The 16,569-nt window shown below is 34.2% G+C and carries 18 protein-coding genes; 3 read left to right on the forward strand and 15 right to left on the reverse strand.

Annotated features, from left to right (window positions below; genetic code table 11):
- The first annotated feature begins 77 nt into the window (after nucleotides 1–77).
- Nucleotides 78–356: a hypothetical protein gene (locus tag BCR24_RS00850; protein WP_069638666.1), complete on the forward strand. Its 279-nt coding sequence runs from the start codon at nucleotides 78–80 to the stop codon at nucleotides 354–356.
- Between the two features lie 269 nt (nucleotides 357–625).
- Here the strand turns inward: BCR24_RS00850 and BCR24_RS00855 are convergent, their stop codons facing one another.
- From BCR24_RS00855 to BCR24_RS00910, 12 genes are all read right to left on the reverse strand, one after another.
- Nucleotides 626–1,276 carry an ABC transporter ATP-binding protein gene (locus BCR24_RS00855; protein ID WP_069638667.1) on the reverse strand — a complete coding sequence of 217 codons (651 nt, stop codon included), beginning with the start codon at nucleotides 1,274–1,276 and terminating at the stop codon, nucleotides 626–628.
- A complete protein-coding gene (locus BCR24_RS00860; protein WP_069638668.1) occupies nucleotides 1,269–1,976 on the reverse strand; it encodes an ATP-binding cassette domain-containing protein in 708 nt (235 codons plus the stop codon). The genes BCR24_RS00855 and BCR24_RS00860 overlap by 8 nt, the downstream gene beginning before the upstream one ends.
- Nucleotides 1,969–2,751, reverse strand: coding sequence for an ABC transporter permease (locus BCR24_RS00865; RefSeq protein WP_069638669.1), 783 nt, complete (start codon nucleotides 2,749–2,751; stop codon nucleotides 1,969–1,971). Before BCR24_RS00865 ends, BCR24_RS00860 begins: the two co-directional genes overlap by 8 nt.
- On the reverse strand, nucleotides 2,748–3,686 hold the full coding sequence (locus BCR24_RS00870; RefSeq protein WP_069638670.1) for an ABC transporter permease: 939 nt from the start codon (nucleotides 3,684–3,686) through the stop codon (nucleotides 2,748–2,750). Before BCR24_RS00870 ends, BCR24_RS00865 begins: the two co-directional genes overlap by 4 nt.
- Nucleotides 3,687–5,252 carry an ABC transporter substrate-binding protein gene (locus BCR24_RS00875; RefSeq protein WP_069638671.1) on the reverse strand — a complete coding sequence of 522 codons (1,566 nt, stop codon included), beginning with the start codon at nucleotides 5,250–5,252 and terminating at the stop codon, nucleotides 3,687–3,689.
- A complete protein-coding gene (locus BCR24_RS00880) occupies nucleotides 5,249–5,932 on the reverse strand; it encodes a class I SAM-dependent methyltransferase (protein ID WP_069638672.1) in 684 nt (227 codons plus the stop codon). The genes BCR24_RS00875 and BCR24_RS00880 overlap by 4 nt, the downstream gene beginning before the upstream one ends.
- A gap of 803 nt (nucleotides 5,933–6,735) precedes the next feature.
- Entirely contained in the window at nucleotides 6,736–7,188 is a 453-nt protein-coding gene (locus BCR24_RS00885; RefSeq protein WP_069638673.1) for a hypothetical protein, read from the reverse strand.
- A gap of 42 nt (nucleotides 7,189–7,230) precedes the next feature.
- The gene (locus BCR24_RS00890) at nucleotides 7,231–8,454 is read right to left on the reverse strand and encodes a serine hydrolase domain-containing protein (protein ID WP_083244268.1); all 1,224 of its coding nucleotides are present in this window, start codon (nucleotides 8,452–8,454) and stop codon (nucleotides 7,231–7,233) included.
- A 423-nt stretch (nucleotides 8,455–8,877) separates the two neighbouring features.
- Complete coding sequence (locus BCR24_RS00895) at nucleotides 8,878–9,222, reverse strand: zinc ribbon domain-containing protein YjdM (RefSeq protein ID WP_069638675.1); 345 nt, start codon at nucleotides 9,220–9,222, stop codon at nucleotides 8,878–8,880.
- Between the two features lie 117 nt (nucleotides 9,223–9,339).
- Complete coding sequence (locus BCR24_RS00900) at nucleotides 9,340–10,182, reverse strand: histidine phosphatase family protein (protein ID WP_069638676.1); 843 nt, start codon at nucleotides 10,180–10,182, stop codon at nucleotides 9,340–9,342.
- Between the two features lie 203 nt (nucleotides 10,183–10,385).
- Nucleotides 10,386–11,336, reverse strand: a complete 951-nt coding sequence (locus tag BCR24_RS00905) for a DHH family phosphoesterase (protein WP_069638677.1) — start codon at nucleotides 11,334–11,336, stop codon at nucleotides 10,386–10,388.
- An 11-nt stretch (nucleotides 11,337–11,347) separates the two neighbouring features.
- Nucleotides 11,348–12,670 (reverse strand): DRTGG domain-containing protein, encoded by a 1,323-nt coding sequence (locus tag BCR24_RS00910; RefSeq protein WP_069638678.1) that lies wholly within the window; start codon nucleotides 12,668–12,670, stop codon nucleotides 11,348–11,350.
- Nucleotides 12,671–13,153: 483 nt separating this feature from the next.
- Here BCR24_RS00910 and BCR24_RS00915 point away from each other — a divergent pair, with 483 nt between their 5' ends.
- A complete protein-coding gene (locus BCR24_RS00915) occupies nucleotides 13,154–14,596 on the forward strand; it encodes an MFS transporter (RefSeq protein WP_100630338.1) in 1,443 nt (480 codons plus the stop codon).
- Nucleotides 14,597–14,673: 77 nt separating this feature from the next.
- Here BCR24_RS00915 and BCR24_RS00920 read toward each other — a convergent pair whose 3' ends face one another.
- From BCR24_RS00920 to BCR24_RS17230, 3 genes are all read right to left on the reverse strand, one after another.
- Entirely contained in the window at nucleotides 14,674–15,057 is a 384-nt protein-coding gene (locus tag BCR24_RS00920) for a phage holin family protein (RefSeq protein WP_069638830.1), read from the reverse strand.
- Nucleotides 15,058–15,234: 177 nt separating this feature from the next.
- Nucleotides 15,235–15,654, reverse strand: coding sequence for an ArpU family phage packaging/lysis transcriptional regulator (locus tag BCR24_RS00925; RefSeq protein WP_083244269.1), 420 nt, complete (start codon nucleotides 15,652–15,654; stop codon nucleotides 15,235–15,237).
- Nucleotides 15,655–15,746: 92 nt separating this feature from the next.
- Entirely contained in the window at nucleotides 15,747–15,878 is a 132-nt protein-coding gene (locus tag BCR24_RS17230; RefSeq protein WP_275579391.1) for a hypothetical protein, read from the reverse strand.
- A 309-nt stretch (nucleotides 15,879–16,187) separates the two neighbouring features.
- On the opposite strand from BCR24_RS17230, the gene BCR24_RS00930 reads away from it, so the two are divergent.
- The gene (locus BCR24_RS00930; RefSeq protein ID WP_069638679.1) at nucleotides 16,188–16,565 is read left to right on the forward strand and encodes a helix-turn-helix domain-containing protein; all 378 of its coding nucleotides are present in this window, start codon (nucleotides 16,188–16,190) and stop codon (nucleotides 16,563–16,565) included.
- Nucleotides 16,566–16,569: the final 4 nt, after the last annotated feature.

The following is a 16,569-nucleotide window of genomic DNA, read 5'->3' on the forward strand; positions in this document are numbered from 1 at the left end:
GGTAGTTGTACACTGCTTGTATCGTTTTTTTGTATCGTTTCTCACATTATTTTGAACGAAAGAAAGGAAGATTTTTTATGAAAAAACCAGTAAAATGTGTTAAAGCAGTTCCTTATCAGGATATTTTAGATATAAAAGAAGTCTTAGAAAGAATGCAATCCTGGGAAAAACCGTTGTTATTACTAAATGATTTTTTCAGTGACCAAAATATACCTGTGAACAAAAAGAAAATCATTCGTGACTATTATGCTTGTGGGAAAATTTATCACAGCTATTTTAAGGAAATGGAAAACATGTTGAATATTTTAGAGAAACAAATTTGTGTCCTTACTGAGAAACAGTCGATTTCTTGCTGATTAAATAGCAAACAAAAGAATCGAAATAAAGCTTACGAACCATTTGTGCGGTAATCATTTAGTTAGAATCATTGAGGCTGGTATATGATTCATAGAATTATTGCTCAGCCTCAAATGGGTTTTAACTTGACAAATAATATTCGATGATACTTCCGTGTTAAATGCAGCCAAAATGTAATGGTTATTCCACTGACAATTATCACTTTCCTAGAGTTTTTTCTTAGAATTTTTAGTATTATCATTTGACAAAACCACTCATTAGTTTTGCACTAATGTTCTAACAAAAATATATTGTCACAACATTCATTTACTAACTTTTTATTATGAGAAATAAAAAGTACACTCATTTCCTGCTGTTTTTTTAGTAAATGAATAATTCTCAATTCATTGATTTTATCCAAACTTGCTGTTGCCTCATCACAAATCAGTAACTTAGGTTTTACTAATAACGACAATGCAATACAAACTCGCTGATATTGACCACCGCTAAGTTCTCTAGGGCGCTTTGTTAATAATGATTTTGGCAAATGACAGTCATCTAAAACTTTCTTAATACGTAAATTTTCATTTGATTTATCTACTAATCTAAATTTTCTCAATGGTTCCTGAAGTATTTTTTCAATTTTTTTGGTAGGATCAAGTGCATTTCGGGTATATTGAGCGACCAATTGAATGTTTTGCATCCATTGACGCAACTCATATTGCTCTTGCTTTTGTCCGTTTAAATGAATTTCCCCTTCAGAATATGTTTCCAATCCTAAAATAATTTTAGTCAACGTGGATTTCCCCGAACCATTTTTTCCTATGACACCTACCCACTCACCCTGATTTATGACAAGGTCAAGATTTTGAAAAACAATTTGTTCTTTATAGGTTTTGCTTAATTTATCAATCTTTAATAAACTAGAATTCTTATTCAAATATCTGAATCAACTCCTTCGTGTACTTTTCACTAGGATTGCTAATAACTTGCTGGGTCTCTCCAACCTCGATAAGCTGCCCATCTTTCATAATACCTACATGTGTGCTAAATTCTTTGACGATGGTCAGATCATGTGTAATAAAAATAATCGTTAAGTTTTTTTCTTGGTAAATCTTCCACAAAAGAGCCAAAATCATTTTCTGACTTACTTCATCTAGCGCACTTGTTGGTTCATCTACTATCAAAATCTCAGGTTCGGTAAGTAACGCACTGGCAATAGCAACTCTTTGACACATACCACCACTCAACTCAAATGTGCGTTTATCTAAAATAGAATCAACCGAATCAAAACCAACCCACTTTAAAAGTTGCTCAATTCGCACTTGCCTAACTTCTTTATTTTCTATTCCTTTTGATTTTAATAGTTGATGCAGCTGGGTTCGTATCGGTATATTCCTTTGCATACTGCCTATTGGATCCTGTAAAACCAAATCCATTTTTTCTCTATCTGCCTTAATTTTACCCGTTACGCGAAAATTAGCAGGCAGTAAATTCAAGATCATCCGACTCAAAATGGTTTTCCCCCCACCACTTTCTCCAATAATTGTAAAAAATGCTCCTTTGGGAATTTTTAAAGAAATTCCTTTTACTATTTCTTGATTTTTCAAAAAAGCAGAACAGTCGATTAATTCAATCATAAACTACACCCCATTTTTGATTGATCTTTTTGCTGATTCTTTGCGTTAGTAAAACTATGCCGCTTAACAAAATACCAGGAAAAATAAAAACCCAAGGTGCAACGAAAAAGTAAGCTTTCCCATCAAAAAGAATTGTACCAAGTTCAGGTGTTGGTGGCTGTATGCCGATACCTAGAAAGGACAAACCAGAAATACTTATCAGTATTTTGCCTAAATCCGTCGTAAACAAAGACATTAATTCTGCCACTAAATTAGGTAAAATATGATAAAACAACGTATGAAATGTAAATGAACCTCTTAATGGCGCTAGAAGAACAAACTCTTCCGTTTTTATATTCAACACTAAATTTCGAATGTAGCGAATATATTTTCCTGAGCCACTGATAATTAAAGCTGCCATTACAGTGAAAATCGAATTAGAAAAAAGGCCTGCAAAAACGAGAGCGAGAATCATCGAGGGAATACTTATCATTATATCCGCAACTATTGTAATGACTAAATCAATAAACCCACCAATCAAGCCTGCACTACCACCTAAGAGGAGACTGATTAAAACAATGCCAATTAGAACCAGAAGAGCGATACTCAATGAATAAAAGCACCCATAAATAACGCGACTAAACAAATCTCTACCTAAATAATCTGTTCCAAACCAATGTTGCCAACTGATTCCTTGTAAGCGACACTCTTTATCAATCAGGTAAGGATTTTTTAAATTCAAAAAGACAACTATACTAACACTGATAAAACAGATTAATTGAACAATCCTTTTCATTCTTTCCCTCCTTGATTTATAACGACTCTGCTATCTACTTTTTGAATAGCAAGATCAATCAAGTAATTTAGTATAAATGTTCCGCAGGCAACAACTAAAGTGATTCCTTGAATGACCGGATAATCTCGAGTTGAAATAGCATCCATCAGTAGCTTTCCAAATCCAGAAATACTAAAAATAATTTCTATCATCACACAGCTACCAAACAAGTGAACCAAACTCGTTCCATACAGAGATATTAACGCTACAAACAGCTCATTTAACTGGTAATAATACCGGTAGTAGCACTTGATCCCTCTAAATTTGGCCAAAACTTGTCGTTCACTTTTAGCCACAGTCGCAACTAAATCGCTAACCATTTTTGTTAAATAACTCCCTTCAGCAAAACTGATAACTAAAACAGGTAGAATAAAATGACGAATAGAGCGACTGCCAACAAAGGGAAGCCAATTCAGCTGAACACCAAAAATAAAGATAGCTAAAATTGCTAACCAATAAATTGGAAAAGATAACAAAATCGAAAATATCTGTTTCGTCCACTGATATGACGAACTATTCCCAATAACTCCACCAATTAAAAGCGAAAGAACAATACAAAGAATAAAAGAACTACTCATTAATCTAAAAGTAACGAAGAATTTTTCTAGAAGTAGTGTTTTCACAGGAAGATTATTCATAAATGAATGACCTAAATCACCTCTTAGAGTATTTAGCAACCAGTGGACGTATTGATCAAAAAAATTACCCTCTATCCCAAGTTTTGTTCGTGTTTCTATAATTACTTCGGGTGATAAAGTTTGAACGCCAAGTTTTCTTAGCACGCTTAATGCCGGGTCACCTGTTGACAAATAAAGTAATCCATAAAGTATAAAGGTAAAGAGCAACATGCTTATAATTAATCGTAGGGTTTTCTTCAAAAAAATGTGCGTAGACATTTAGTTCACCGCTAATCTTTTGAAATCAATCGGTGCATCCGATAAACCAGAGTACTCAAATGTAGAAATTTTTTCAGATGTTACAAAGTTTTCATCCTTGTATTCAATTGGTATTGCTAGAGTTTCTTCAGATAGACGAGCAAAAATGTTATTAAAAATGTCTTGTTGTTTTGCTTTATCGTTGGTTGTTGCATAATCATTTAATAAATTAGTCAGTTTTTCATCATTTGCCAAAACACCGTGCGTTCCTGCTTGGTTTTGAAATAATGAGTTCAAAAAATTATATGGAAGCAGCGCATCTGTATACGTTCGATAAAAAATCAAATCATATTTTTTAGTTTTCCATAAAACATCATAATAGCTTTCTTTATCTAAAATCTGAATATTTAACTTAACACCAGCATTTTTAAGTTCGCTTTCAATAACTTCTGCCTTTTCTTTCCATTCGGGAAATTCAGTTGTTTGTATAACTAAGGTAAATTGTAGCCTCTCATTTCCTTTCTCATAATAGTTATTTTGATTGAGCTTATAACCTTGGCTTTCAAAAATTTGTTTTGCTTTATCTAAATCATACGAAGTATTGTGCTGATTTTCTTCCGTTACATATTGTATATTCTCACGAAATAATCCGGCTAACTTTTTATCAGATAGCTCAGATTTGTTGATTGCTGCTTCTATCCCATTACGAATGGTGGCACTTAGCTGAGAATTATCTGGATTAAAGGCTAAAAAATGTGACATCGTTCCAGTAAATTCATGAACATTGTATTTTTTATCTTTTTTTAAAGAGGAAATATCACTATCAGTAATATCCCCTAATGTCCCTCCAGCAATATCTATTTCACCACTTTTAAGTGCTAATGAGCGAGAGCTACCATCTTCAATTGTCTGAAATGTTACATTATAGTTGACTGGGGTTTCATGGTTAAAATATGGATTGGCTTTCATTACCGTCTGTTCGTCTGAGCTTTCTTCCACGACAAAAGGTCCTGAACCAATTGCTTTTTTAAACTCTCCATCAATTTTCTGATTCTCTACCGCATTTGGGCTCATAATTCTTAGTGGTCGTGTTTGACACAACTCTGAGAGAACTTGATTCGATACTTTCGTAAATAGCATCTCGACTGTATTTTCATCAATTACCGTGATTTTTTCAAGATTTGTTAAAGTTTGTAATGAGGTTGTTTCATTGTTATATTTCGCGCGCTCAATCGTAAATTTCACAGCTTCAGCGTCTACTTTACTTCCATCAGAGAACTTGCTATTCTTTTTTAAATGAAACGTATATTTTTTTCCATCCTCAGAAATAACCCACGATTCGGATAATCCAGCTTTGAATTCACCTTTCCCTGCATATTCAATCAGTGGCTCATACACTGCTCCATATAATGCCATAGCTGCATCATAAGATGTGGCATCTAATAAATCTGCTTTCCCTTCATTGGATATAGCAACATTAACCGTTTTTAGTGCTTGATTGTCGATATTTTTATCAGTTATAGCCGTACAACCAACTAGACAGACTAATCCTAACAATAGACCCATCATTTTAACTCTTTTCTTCATTGCTTTTCTCCTTTTTTTGTAGCTTTAATCAAGTAAGAATTCTCACAAGATAAAATATAATCATCCACTGATAGGTAAAATTCTCTGTAATGTGTAACTTGATAGATTGGTTCTCTATATTCTTTTATCAATTCTACTGAAAAGCCTTGCTTTACAAGACTGTCTACAACTTCTGTCAACGTCTTGTTTTGCATTTTGGTTGCGCCATATTTATCTATTTTTTCCTTCATATAATGCACACTAGGATTTTTTGATTGGTCAGAAAATGAAGCATAGTAAACACCTTCATCTTTTAAAACAGCTGATATTGTCTCGAAATGTGTATCTAAATCTTCGATTAAATATAAAACAGATGTACTAATTGCAGTATCAAACTTTGTGTCTAAAGTTGTGACATCGTCTGTGTTGACATAATGGATTGGGTAGTCTGTCACTCGACTATTTGCTACTTCAATTGCTTTTTTTGCCAAGTCTACTCCATAAGCATTACTAAATGGAATTCGATCATGTAAATGCCGCAAAAAACCACCTTGATTACATCCAAAATCTAAAATAGTTCTATTCTGTATATCCTTTTTGTCAATCAAATCAATTACGTTTTGCCAACCATCATAGTGACTATTTTCCATTTCTTGATCTCCATGACTTCCCTCTTGCCACCAATTTTCATACATTTTCATAAATACTACTCCTCCCTCAATCGAGAACGATTCTCATTATCAATTATTGCATAATACAAATTTACTTTTAAGTCGTATTTTTCTGATTCGCTTATTTTATAGAAAGATAAATTTCAGTACTCTATTCGTAATATCTGCCTATAATCTTTGTCATCCATTCATTTTTACATTCTAACCGCTCACCTTATTTCGATTAAAGATAGGCAAATCGTAATGAATACGATTTGTTCCGGAAAAATATATCAGTTGTTCTAATCAAAGTCAAGTTTCTTTTATAGTACTGATTCATCCAGTGTACATTTGTATAGTACCCATAAATAATTACAGCACTTCTTTTTTTTAAGCTCAGAAAACTTATGTTATTAAGTTTAGATGAGTTTCTTACCAACATATCTATATGATCTAGTATATCGAATGGAGTTTTATCACTAAAACTACTTCTTCCACACACAGTGAGAGTGTTTTTTTTTTCAATCACTAAAATGATTAAAAAAAAGGGACAATAGTCAGAAAAACCTGATTATTGCCTCTCACTATTTCTGAATGTCTTTGAGTTCGATTCATTCATTTTCTAATGAACGATTTTCTTATAGTTAAAATAAAAACATGAGGAAAATGAATAGCCGTGTAAATGGTAAATCAAAACGCCCCAAATCTGAAATAGAAAACTAATTCGCTCAAGTACATTTCCTGTAAAAAACTTGCAATGACTAATGATGATACAATCAACGCTTTAAGACTATTCTAACTTTAAGTAGTGTTTTATCAATCAATAGCCTTCTCTGTGAGGTGTTTGGATAACATTACTCCTTGGTATCAAACAATACATGGATCAATTCGTCAAATTTCTTTGGCTTATCATTACTACCAGAACTCGTTTTCATTTCCCCACTTTTATATTTAACAATTAACGACCATTGATAGCCATCCATGATATGCTTATTCATATATCGCTCTTTCCAATGAGGAATGTCTACTTTGTCGATTTCTTTGAAAATCTCTTCAACATCGTTGATATCATAAATGTCAAACTCCTCCTCTGGAATCTCACTCATTTTCCTTGGCGCTCCTCCTTTAGTATAATCATTATTTATAAATATTTTTTTGGTCCGTTCCTCCGTGTTCACTGTAATCGCTTTGACTATAATGCCAAAGCTAGAAGTTGTATACGAAATTTCTTTGATTTCTTCTTTTTTAGTACATCCTGATAGCAAGATAACTCCTACTATCATTACTAGATACCTATATTTTTTCATTTGATCTCCCTCTCTGATCGTTTTTAGGGGATTTTTGTCTCACTATGATTGTTCTAAACTAATTTTTTCCTCATTGAATGTGATATATGTTGGATTCTCATTTGGCAGAAAAATGATTCTTTCATCGATTTTTTCCGCTTTTAAGACAACATTTTCATCTTCATCCAAAAAAGAATTTAGCCTAAATTTATACTGAATATCATATCGTTTAAAGCAGTATAAAAATAACTGTTCACCTTCCAAAGCAACTTCTAATTCTTTATGAATCGAATGTGTAGAATCGTAGTAGTGATAGCTATTCGTTAGTTTTAATAAAATTTCTTTTGAAATACTTACTTTTTTTAAGGGTGTTATTAAAAAAGGATGGCCTAATAGATGTGCCACAGCTCTTTTAGTAATATTCGTGACTGGAATAATTTCTTGATTAGAAAGAAAAACGACTACTATCTCTTCTTCACGACAAATTTTGATACTTGTAGCAAAACCATCTAAGTCCCCTTGATGTTGTATAACTTCCTTTTGTTCAATGGTCGTCACGTCCCAGCCACATGCATAGCTTGCTTTATAAGCAGTCTCATAAATTTGATAGAGCGCTTCTGGGATTAACCGTTTGTCAATAATAGCTCTTCCCCATTTCGACAGGTCATTGGTTGTGGAATACATACCTGCCGCTCCTGTTGGAAACGACATATCTGTTTTTGCAGCTTGAATGTCCTCAACCCAAAATCCATAACTGTCAACCAGATTAGGCACAACATCAACATTATTCATACAACCTGCATCCTTCAACTCTAAAGGAATTAAAATATATTTTTTAAGTGCCTCATCATAACTTAATTTTGTTACGCTCTCAATAATTTTTGTGATAATTAAATACCCTGTTGAAGAATACTCATAAGCAGTACCAGGAGTAAAATTCAACTCATCTTGATAAATTTCTTCAATAACATTACTTATATCTTGTGGTATCCTCATGTTTTTATCCCAATAATCAGACTTACTTGCAAAATCTGGAATTCCAGAGGAACAAGTTAGGCAATGATATAGTGTAACCGATTTATACTTTTCCAAAAGAGGAAGATATTTCTTTACTGAGTCATAGATATTTAATAAACCTTTATCATGTAAACAAAACACTAGCATTGCGGTAAAAGCTTTTGTTAAAGAAGCAATCTTAAAGCGTTTTCTATCATCATGAGGTACATTCATTTCTATATTTGCTGATCCATAGCTGCTATTATGTATAATGTTACCCTTATGCCAAATTAATAGATTTCTTTGTAAATAATTGTTTTTTCATAATAGTCAATAAATGTATGAAAGTGTTCATGGCTCAATTTTGTCCCCTCCATTTCGTTCTTTTTTGATAGGTTGTTTCAAAAAAATCTTTATCATTTAAAGAAATTTAATATGTTTAGAAAAAAAGAAACCTTATGAGAGGCTCCTGTCTCTTTATCTTTATAACGCTTTGGCAGTAATTTTTAAAGGGAGATTCTTTTTGCTTCTTTCGTTTATCTACTAGCACTTCAAGGTTTTGTTCAGACATAAAATAAAAAAGAATGTTAGTAAATTATCTTCACTTCATTCAACAAAACGTCTGACGAACATACTACCATCTAAAAAAAGTGCCAGAAATATAATTCCGACACTTTATAAAAATGAGCAATTTGCATTAACTTCGCGTATCTTTTAATTCTTTTTCACAAACTCAGATTTTAACTTCATCGGACCAAACCCATCGACTTTACAATCGATATTATGACCATCTGCCGCATCAAGCACTAAACGAATGCCTTTAACCTTGGTTCCTTGTTTGATCGCACCACTTGCCCCTTTGACTTTTAAATCTTTGATAACTGTCACATTATCACCATCAGCTAACACATTGCCATTTGAATCTTTGATGACAGCCGTTGTGTCTTCTGTAGCATCTGTTGGTGACCATTCGTGTCCGCACTCAGGACAAATCATCATGCCGCGATCCTCGTAAGTGTATGTTGAGCCACATTCAGGGCAACTTGGTAAATTTTCCATTTTGCTTAAACTCTCCTTCATTATCGTTCTCTTTTAAAATGTTATCACTTCATTTTATCCTACTTCTAAACGAAAGAAAAGAATTATTATATTTACAAATAGTAAGGTAAATCAGCACTATCTACTTTCTTTCCCTTGTTCTACATAAGAAAGATCATTTACACTATCGATTGTGTATTTCCCATCTTTATACGTTACTTTTGAGACACTCGCATTTTTCAATCCACCATCTGGTAGGTCTGCATTTGCATCTAATTCACCTAACAAGGTAATAATACTCATTCCGTGAGACACGACCAAGACATTATTTGCGCCTTCTTTTTCAGCATCCTTCACAATATCATCTAATCCAGCTGTTAGACGAGCGACGATTGTTTTACTATCTTCTGCTGGCCAGTTGACACCTTCTTCAACATTTTTATTATCTAAGTCAGATAATACATCAGCAAATTCAATGATTCCTTTATAGAAACCAACTTCTTTCATCCATTCATCATATTCTTCATAGGTCTTGCCTTGTTCTTTTGCTACTGCTGTCAGCATCTCTTCATTCATCAGGCCTTCATAGGTGCCAAAATTATACTCTCTTAAACGTTTGTCTTTTGTCATTTCCTTTGTTAACTTTTCTTGTCCATTATTTTTCAAGACTAATTCACCCGTTTCAATTGCTCTGCCACTGTCACTCGTCACTACTTTATCAAATTTAACATCCGACAGCCCTTTACCTAATTGTTCAGCTACTTCAACGCCAGCTGGTGTCAGCGGTGCATCGATCCATCCTTGAGAACGGTCGACAGTATTCAACATCGTTTTACCATGACGAGCAAGGTAGATCACTACTTCTGAATTATCCTTTTCTTTTGTGTCAGCTTTCTTTTCTTCATTGGCGGCATTATTGCTGCACCCCATTAAAACCATCGATAACATTGCTACACCAACAACTATCTTTTTCAATTTCATAACACTTTCTCCTCCACACTATTCCTTATTTTTAGTTAAATAATATTGGGATCATTTGATTAACAGAAAAAAGAAAAAACCTAACTATACCAAATAAAACTAGTTGGTATAATCAGGTTTAGCTTGTCTAAGACAATCACTATCCACTATTTAACTGATTTTAGTATAACGGATGTCATTCTAAATGTAAATGCTTTCAGTTGTTATTTTTTATATTCTTTGCATAACAGTTGAATCTCATTGTAGATTTCATCGACTTCTGTTTGATTTTTAGCATTAGCACCACTAGCCAGAGGATGTCCGCCCCCATGATGTTTTTTTGCTAACTCATTGATCACTGGTCCTTTTGAACGTAAACGAACACGATAATACCCTTCTGGTTGCTCTACAAAAATCCCCCATGCTAAAACCTCGTCGATCACTCCAGGTAAAGAAACGATCGCAGCTGTTTCTGAATCTACGATGCCATATTCAGTAAGTAAAGATTGCGGCAACATCACCATAGCAGCGCCATGCTCATCTACTTCAATATTTTGATATACATATCCAGCTAATTTGGCAACACTCATTGGGATTTGTTCTAATTCACGATTCAGTTCAGCTGCGTTAAATTCATATGTCATCAGTTTGGCTGCTATCTCTAAAGTATGAGGCGTGGTTGACGGGTATAAAAATCTACCCGTGTCACCAATAATTCCAGCATACAGCAAACGAGCTGCATTATTATTCATGCTCAATTCCTCTTGATGAAGATGATAAAAATCAGCTATGATTTCACTACAGCTACTTGCTTTTGGATTGACCCAGACTAAATCTCCATAGGGATCATCGTTAGGATGATGATCAATTTTAATCAATTCAGCACCTAATTGGTAACGATTATCACTGATTCTAGGTGAATTCGCAGTATCCGTGACAATAACTAACGCATTTTGATACATTTCATCCGATACATCATCCATCTCTGCTAAAAACTCTAACCCTTCAACAGGTCCTCCAGCTTGATATACTTGCTTGTCAGGAAAACTTGCTCTCAAAATTTCTGCCAGTCCAACTTGTGATCCAATTGCATCTGGATCTGGTCGTTGATGGCGATGAATGATGATTGTTTGGTAGGCTTTGATTTTTTCTAAAATGTCTTTTACGACGTTCATGTTATTTCCTCCTAAGTCCGTTCCATTACTTGGCAAACGACGATTGCTTTGGCAACCAACGCATTTTCCAAATAAATTTCAATATCTAGTTTGGCCGAGCGACGACCGATTTCTAAAACTCTTGGCCGGATATCTAATTCACTTTCCAATTGAATCAAACGCAAGTAATGCAAACTCATTTGCTCAATCAGTACATTTCTTCTTTGATTGGTGATCATCGTACGTTGGGTCACATTGGCGATAATCTCACTTAATACACCAAAAGAAATGGTTCCTACGCTATTGACCATTTGCGGCGTAACCGAAAACTTAAATTGTGAGCCATCTGCTTTACCATTCTCTTCTATTGGCATTACTTCACCTGAGATTTGGTCAGAAATTGTATCTGCAATCTGTGGCTGACGTTGAACCAGTTGCATTGCCTTCATTACATCTTGTCTAGATACAAAACCAACTAAAGATAAATCATCTTCGACCACCGGCATCACTTCTAAACCATCCCAAATCATTTGATGGCTGACGCTAGCCACACTCATCATTTTTTTGACAACAATTGGATCTTTTGTCATCACTTTATCCATCGTTAAGGTTTCACTTTTCCCTAAAACATCTTTGGCCGTGACGATCCCAACTAAACGCAAGTTCTTATTCACTACTGGAAAACGTGAATGATGCGTCTTTTCAGAAAGTTTTTGGTAATCAGTAATTGTATTCGTTGAAAATAGATAATTGGTTTTTTCCAAGGTCGTATAAATATCGCTAACCAACATGATATCCTTTTTAATCAATTGATCACTCAATGCCCGATTGATCATGGTTGCGACCGTAAATGTATCGTATGTTGTTCTTAAAACCGGCATTTCCAGTTCATCAGCTAAATCAGCTATTTCGCTTTCTGTTTCAAAACCACCCGTGATTAAGACTGCTGCACCATTTTCTAGTGCTAATTTTTGTACGCCTTGACGATTCCCCACAATCATTAATGAACCTGGTGTTATGTAACGCGTCATCGCTTTTTCAGTCATCGCACCGATCACAAACTTATTGAGAACTTTATCTAATCCTGCTGAGCCACCCAATATGTCACCTTCAATAATACGAACGACTTCCCCAAAGGTTAGTTTTTCAATATGTTTTTTTAATTTGCGCTCGATTCGAATTGTTCCAACGCGCTGAATCGTTGACACTAAGCCGATATTTTCAGCATCTTTAATTGCCCGATACGCTGTTCCTTCACTCACACCAAGATTTTTTGCAATGCTTCGAACTGAGATACGGTCCCCAATCGGTAATCCTTCAATGTATTTTAATATTTGATCATGTTTCGTAGCCATAATATCCTCCTTGTTTTAAAAGCGTAATGGGCTCTGTAGGAAAAATCGATTGTCATGCTTTTTATTTTCAACATATAGACTTTTTTTTTTTTCTAAGACTTTTAGAGTATCGTCTCTAACCCGAGCAACTAGATATTTAAAAAACGTAATGCGTTTCTGTAGCGCCATTCTGTTTTAATTCATTGAAAATCATTACTAAGACAGCTTTAGCATTCTTGTTGATTGACTTCACTTAAAAAGTATAACAAAAAATTAGTTATTTTAGTACAGTTATTCTTCTTCTATTGTAACAGAAGTTAAAAATAAACGAAGCAACTTTTTCTTATAGGAAATGATCTTTTTTTAAATTGGATTAAGCCAGTGCTATATTCCAAATATAAAGATAGTATTTCCGACTAGTTTTTTCTCATTTTACTGACATTTTTTTTAAAAAAGGAGTATGATAATAGCGGATTATTTACATTTTTTTAAGGAGATGAGTGGATGGAAACCGTGAATAGTTTTCAAGAAAATGCTAAAGTACAAAAAAATCGCTGGTGGATTTTAGTCTCGGTCGCTATGTTTACGTTTATGTCTACCTTAGATGCCAGCATTGTTAATATAGCTTTACCGACAATTTCAAAGGACATGAATGTTCCGATGAATCAATCCGAATGGATCGTTTCGATTTATTTGATGGTCGTCTGTTCCTGTTTATTGCTTTTTGGAAAAATCGGAGATAGTTTGGGGAAAATCAAAGTGTATCGGATCGGTACAATCATTTTTACGATTGGTTCATTACTATGCGGCTTCAATCAATCATTGAGTTTTTTATTGTTTGCACGTATCGTTCAAGGGATTGGTTCAAGTATGACGATGGCCACAAATTCTGGTATTATTACCGAAGTCTTTCCTTTTAAAGAACGAGGGCGAGCGTTAGGCTCAATTGGTGCTTTTGTCTCTTTAGGTTCCATTGCCGGACCTGGCATCGGCGGCTTGATTCTTTCACAATTTTCTTGGCCTTATATTTTTTGGATCAACGTTCCTATTGGCATCCTCACTATTTTGATAGGTGAGAAATTCTTGCCAAAAGATCTTACCAAAAGTGGAAAAAAAGTGGACTTACTTGGTTTTAGCTTATTCGCTATCTTTATTATGACGTTCTTTGGTAGTATTTTTATCGGTCAAGAGATCGGCTTTAACGCGACTTTATCTATACTATTATTTGGTTTTGCACTACTTTCTTTTATCATTTTTATCTTAGTGGAAAAACGTGTCAGTATGCCATTGATCACTTTTTCAATTTTTAAAAACAACGTTTTTACGATGAGTTTGCTCACCGCAGTGTTGATTTTTTCATCTAACTTTTTTGTCAATGTTGTGATCCCTTTTTATTTACAAAACGCTCGGGGATTACCGGCGAGCAAAGCGGGCTTATTGATGATGGTCTTTCCTTTGTTAATGGTTGTCGGGTCACCAGTCAGTGGATTTTTAACAGATAAAATCGGGACTAAGCTGTTAACTTTTTCTGGACTGATTTTATTATCGATTACATCTTTGATGTATATGTTTTTAAACCAAGGAACCCCTCTTTGGTACTATATTTTAGCAACTGGTATTATGGGACTAGGCAATGCACTGTTTCAATCTCCTAACAATACAACTGTCATGAGCAGTGTTTCCAAGGAAAATTTAGGAGTTGCAGGGAGTATGAACTCTTTTGCTCGGAATTTAGGAATGGTGTTAGGGATTGCTTTGGCTACGACAATTCTATATAACGCGATGAGTGTTTTTTACGGACAACGTGTGACCACCTATATAAGCGAGCGTCCCGACATCTTTATTGCAGGGATGAGAATCACATTCTTTGGTTCCTTTATTTTATGCTTAACAGCTTTAGCGCTGACGATATTCCGCGCATTAAAAGCTAAAAAAAATAATACTTAATAAAAAATGAAACTGAGTACAGAATCTACTGGCTCAGTTTCATTTTTTACTTAGCTAAAAAAACAGCTTACTTTCGCTTACTCATCTTCTTTGCCACTTTTGATATTCTTGATAAATTCTTCAAATAACTCCGTACCAATGCCCATTTTTTTATAATTCTCAAGAATCGATTTTAGTTCCATTAGTAGATACCCTACGTATAAAACATAAATCAGTCCAACACCTGCTCCTCCTGGAATCAATGGCGCCAAGGGAATAAAAAACATCAATAGTACCATACTAGCTACTTTTCGTAAGATACCGTTGATTCCTACTTTGCTTAAAAAGTTAATTTTGGGATTGATTTTAGCCGCTAAGCTGCCACTTAAAAAATCAATGATCATTGCAATACAAATCAATGTCAAAACGTAAATGGCTTTGTGATCTGCATCTACTAAAAATCGATCGAGATACTCAAACATCTTCATAATTACCACCTTTTCACTATTTTTTACCTGATGTTGCGTTGTAACTTCCTCCGATAGTTTCTTCTAACTGTCTCTTTTCATTTTCGATTGAACACTATTTCAACTAACGGTACAACTTTAGTTTAGCCGATAGTTTATTCGTAAAACTTGCGTTCTTCTCCCATAAAAATGTCACTTTTCTATCAATAGTTGTCCACTTTCATAAGACTCCCCAAATCGAATCAAGGCTTTGTCCAATTCTCGATAAAACTTACTTTCGCTCATATGATGCTTCATATAGATCGCAATATTTGTTGTAAAATTCCGATCCATATATTTGTCATATAAAAGTTGCCGATCATAAGAATCTAGTTGATTCATAGCATTTATGATCTTCATTAATTCTGTTTCAGCTAAATACTTTCGATCCATCATCTGTTCTGTTTTATGGGAGAACTCTACTTCACTGCCGTTCATTTCAAAGGTATAGGCAGCCGTTACTTTAGGTGAATGTTTTTCACCAGCGATTCTGACTAAAGAACGATATGTTTTTAATAGGTCATGAACCGTTTTTCTAGTTTTTTTTCGATCAATCTCGGGAAATAATAGCATTATTTTATCCTCTCCTTTTCTCTCAATAGTCAACTACTTACAAATTTTCAAAAGTTCCTTATTAGCTATACGAATGCTTTGTTTCTAATGAATTATTTCGTTTTTTTCTTTTCTTGAAAAATTGTCTTAGCAAGTAATTCCGCCTTTTTAGCAGCTTGTTGATCTCCCAACTCCGCTAGATTCAAATAATAAGCAAGCAGTTTGCTTTTTTTTTTGCGTTTCATCCCTTTTTCCTACCTCCCTTAAAATAATGTGCAGCGATTCTATTTCCTTATTTAGTAAATTAGCTAATACATGAGAAAACAATTGACTAGAATTAGCATTTACGCTATTATATAAGTATAGTTAAATAAGCGCTCTTCTACGTTTGTCACTTTCTTCTTTCTGAAAAGGACTACTAAAAAGGCTTCGCTAACTATTCACTGATAAATTAGCTTATAAGAATATTTTAATAGCTTAAAAGCTAATTGTCAACTAAAAATAGCTTAAAAGCTAATATCTTTTTCATTTGAGCTTATGAAAGGTTGAAAAACATGAGTTTAACTTACAGAATAAAAGAACTTGCAGACAAGAAAAAGGTTACTTTTGCAGAAATCGAACGAAATACTGGGATTTCAAATGGACAGATTCGTCGTTGGGACACTTCATCTCCTAAAATAGAAAATATCCAAAAAGTAGCTGATTACTTTGATGTCTCTACAGATTATTTATTAGGAAGATCTGAGGTTCCTTCTATTAAAGAACCCCCTCAAGAAGAAAATCTTTCTTCACAAATCATGTTTCGGATGAACACTGATGGTTTATCTGAAAATGAAGTGGATGAATTGAAAGATGAAGTCGATCGTTTTCTTCGTTTTAGAAGATCTGAGATCGAACGAGAACGGGAATTAAAACAAGACGACAAGGCGTGATTGG

Origin of the sequence: Enterococcus ureilyticus, from assembly GCF_001730315.1 — a bacterium.
Taxonomy (GTDB): domain Bacteria; phylum Bacillota; class Bacilli; order Lactobacillales; family Enterococcaceae; genus Enterococcus_L; species Enterococcus_L ureilyticus.

Coding starts and splice junctions, on each gene's coding strand:
- BCR24_RS00850 (WP_069638666.1), top strand. CDS start 78: ATGAAAAAACCAGTAAAATGTGTTAAAGCAGTTCCTTATCAGGATATT.
- BCR24_RS00860 (WP_069638668.1), bottom strand. CDS start 1,976: ATGATTGAATTAATCGACTGTTCTGCTTTTTTGAAAAATCAAGAAATA.
- BCR24_RS00865 (WP_069638669.1), bottom strand. CDS start 2,751: ATGAAAAGGATTGTTCAATTAATCTGTTTTATCAGTGTTAGTATAGTT.
- BCR24_RS00870 (WP_069638670.1), bottom strand. CDS start 3,686: ATGTCTACGCACATTTTTTTGAAGAAAACCCTACGATTAATTATAAGC.
- BCR24_RS00875 (WP_069638671.1), bottom strand. CDS start 5,252: ATGAAGAAAAGAGTTAAAATGATGGGTCTATTGTTAGGATTAGTCTGT.
- BCR24_RS00880 (WP_069638672.1), bottom strand. CDS start 5,932: ATGAAAATGTATGAAAATTGGTGGCAAGAGGGAAGTCATGGAGATCAA.
- BCR24_RS00885 (WP_069638673.1), bottom strand. CDS start 7,188: ATGAAAAAATATAGGTATCTAGTAATGATAGTAGGAGTTATCTTGCTA.
- BCR24_RS00895 (WP_069638675.1), bottom strand. CDS start 9,222: ATGGAAAATTTACCAAGTTGCCCTGAATGTGGCTCAACATACACTTAC.
- BCR24_RS00900 (WP_069638676.1), bottom strand. CDS start 10,182: ATGAAATTGAAAAAGATAGTTGTTGGTGTAGCAATGTTATCGATGGTT.
- BCR24_RS00905 (WP_069638677.1), bottom strand. CDS start 11,336: ATGAACGTCGTAAAAGACATTTTAGAAAAAATCAAAGCCTACCAAACA.
- BCR24_RS00910 (WP_069638678.1), bottom strand. CDS start 12,670: ATGGCTACGAAACATGATCAAATATTAAAATACATTGAAGGATTACCG.
- BCR24_RS00915 (WP_100630338.1), top strand. CDS start 13,154: ATGGAAACCGTGAATAGTTTTCAAGAAAATGCTAAAGTACAAAAAAAT.
- BCR24_RS00920 (WP_069638830.1), bottom strand. CDS start 15,057: ATGTTTGAGTATCTCGATCGATTTTTAGTAGATGCAGATCACAAAGCC.
- BCR24_RS00925 (WP_083244269.1), bottom strand. CDS start 15,654: ATGCTATTATTTCCCGAGATTGATCGAAAAAAAACTAGAAAAACGGTT.
- BCR24_RS17230 (WP_275579391.1), bottom strand. CDS start 15,878: ATGAAACGCAAAAAAAAAAGCAAACTGCTTGCTTATTATTTGAATCTA.
- BCR24_RS00930 (WP_069638679.1), top strand. CDS start 16,188: ATGAGTTTAACTTACAGAATAAAAGAACTTGCAGACAAGAAAAAGGTT.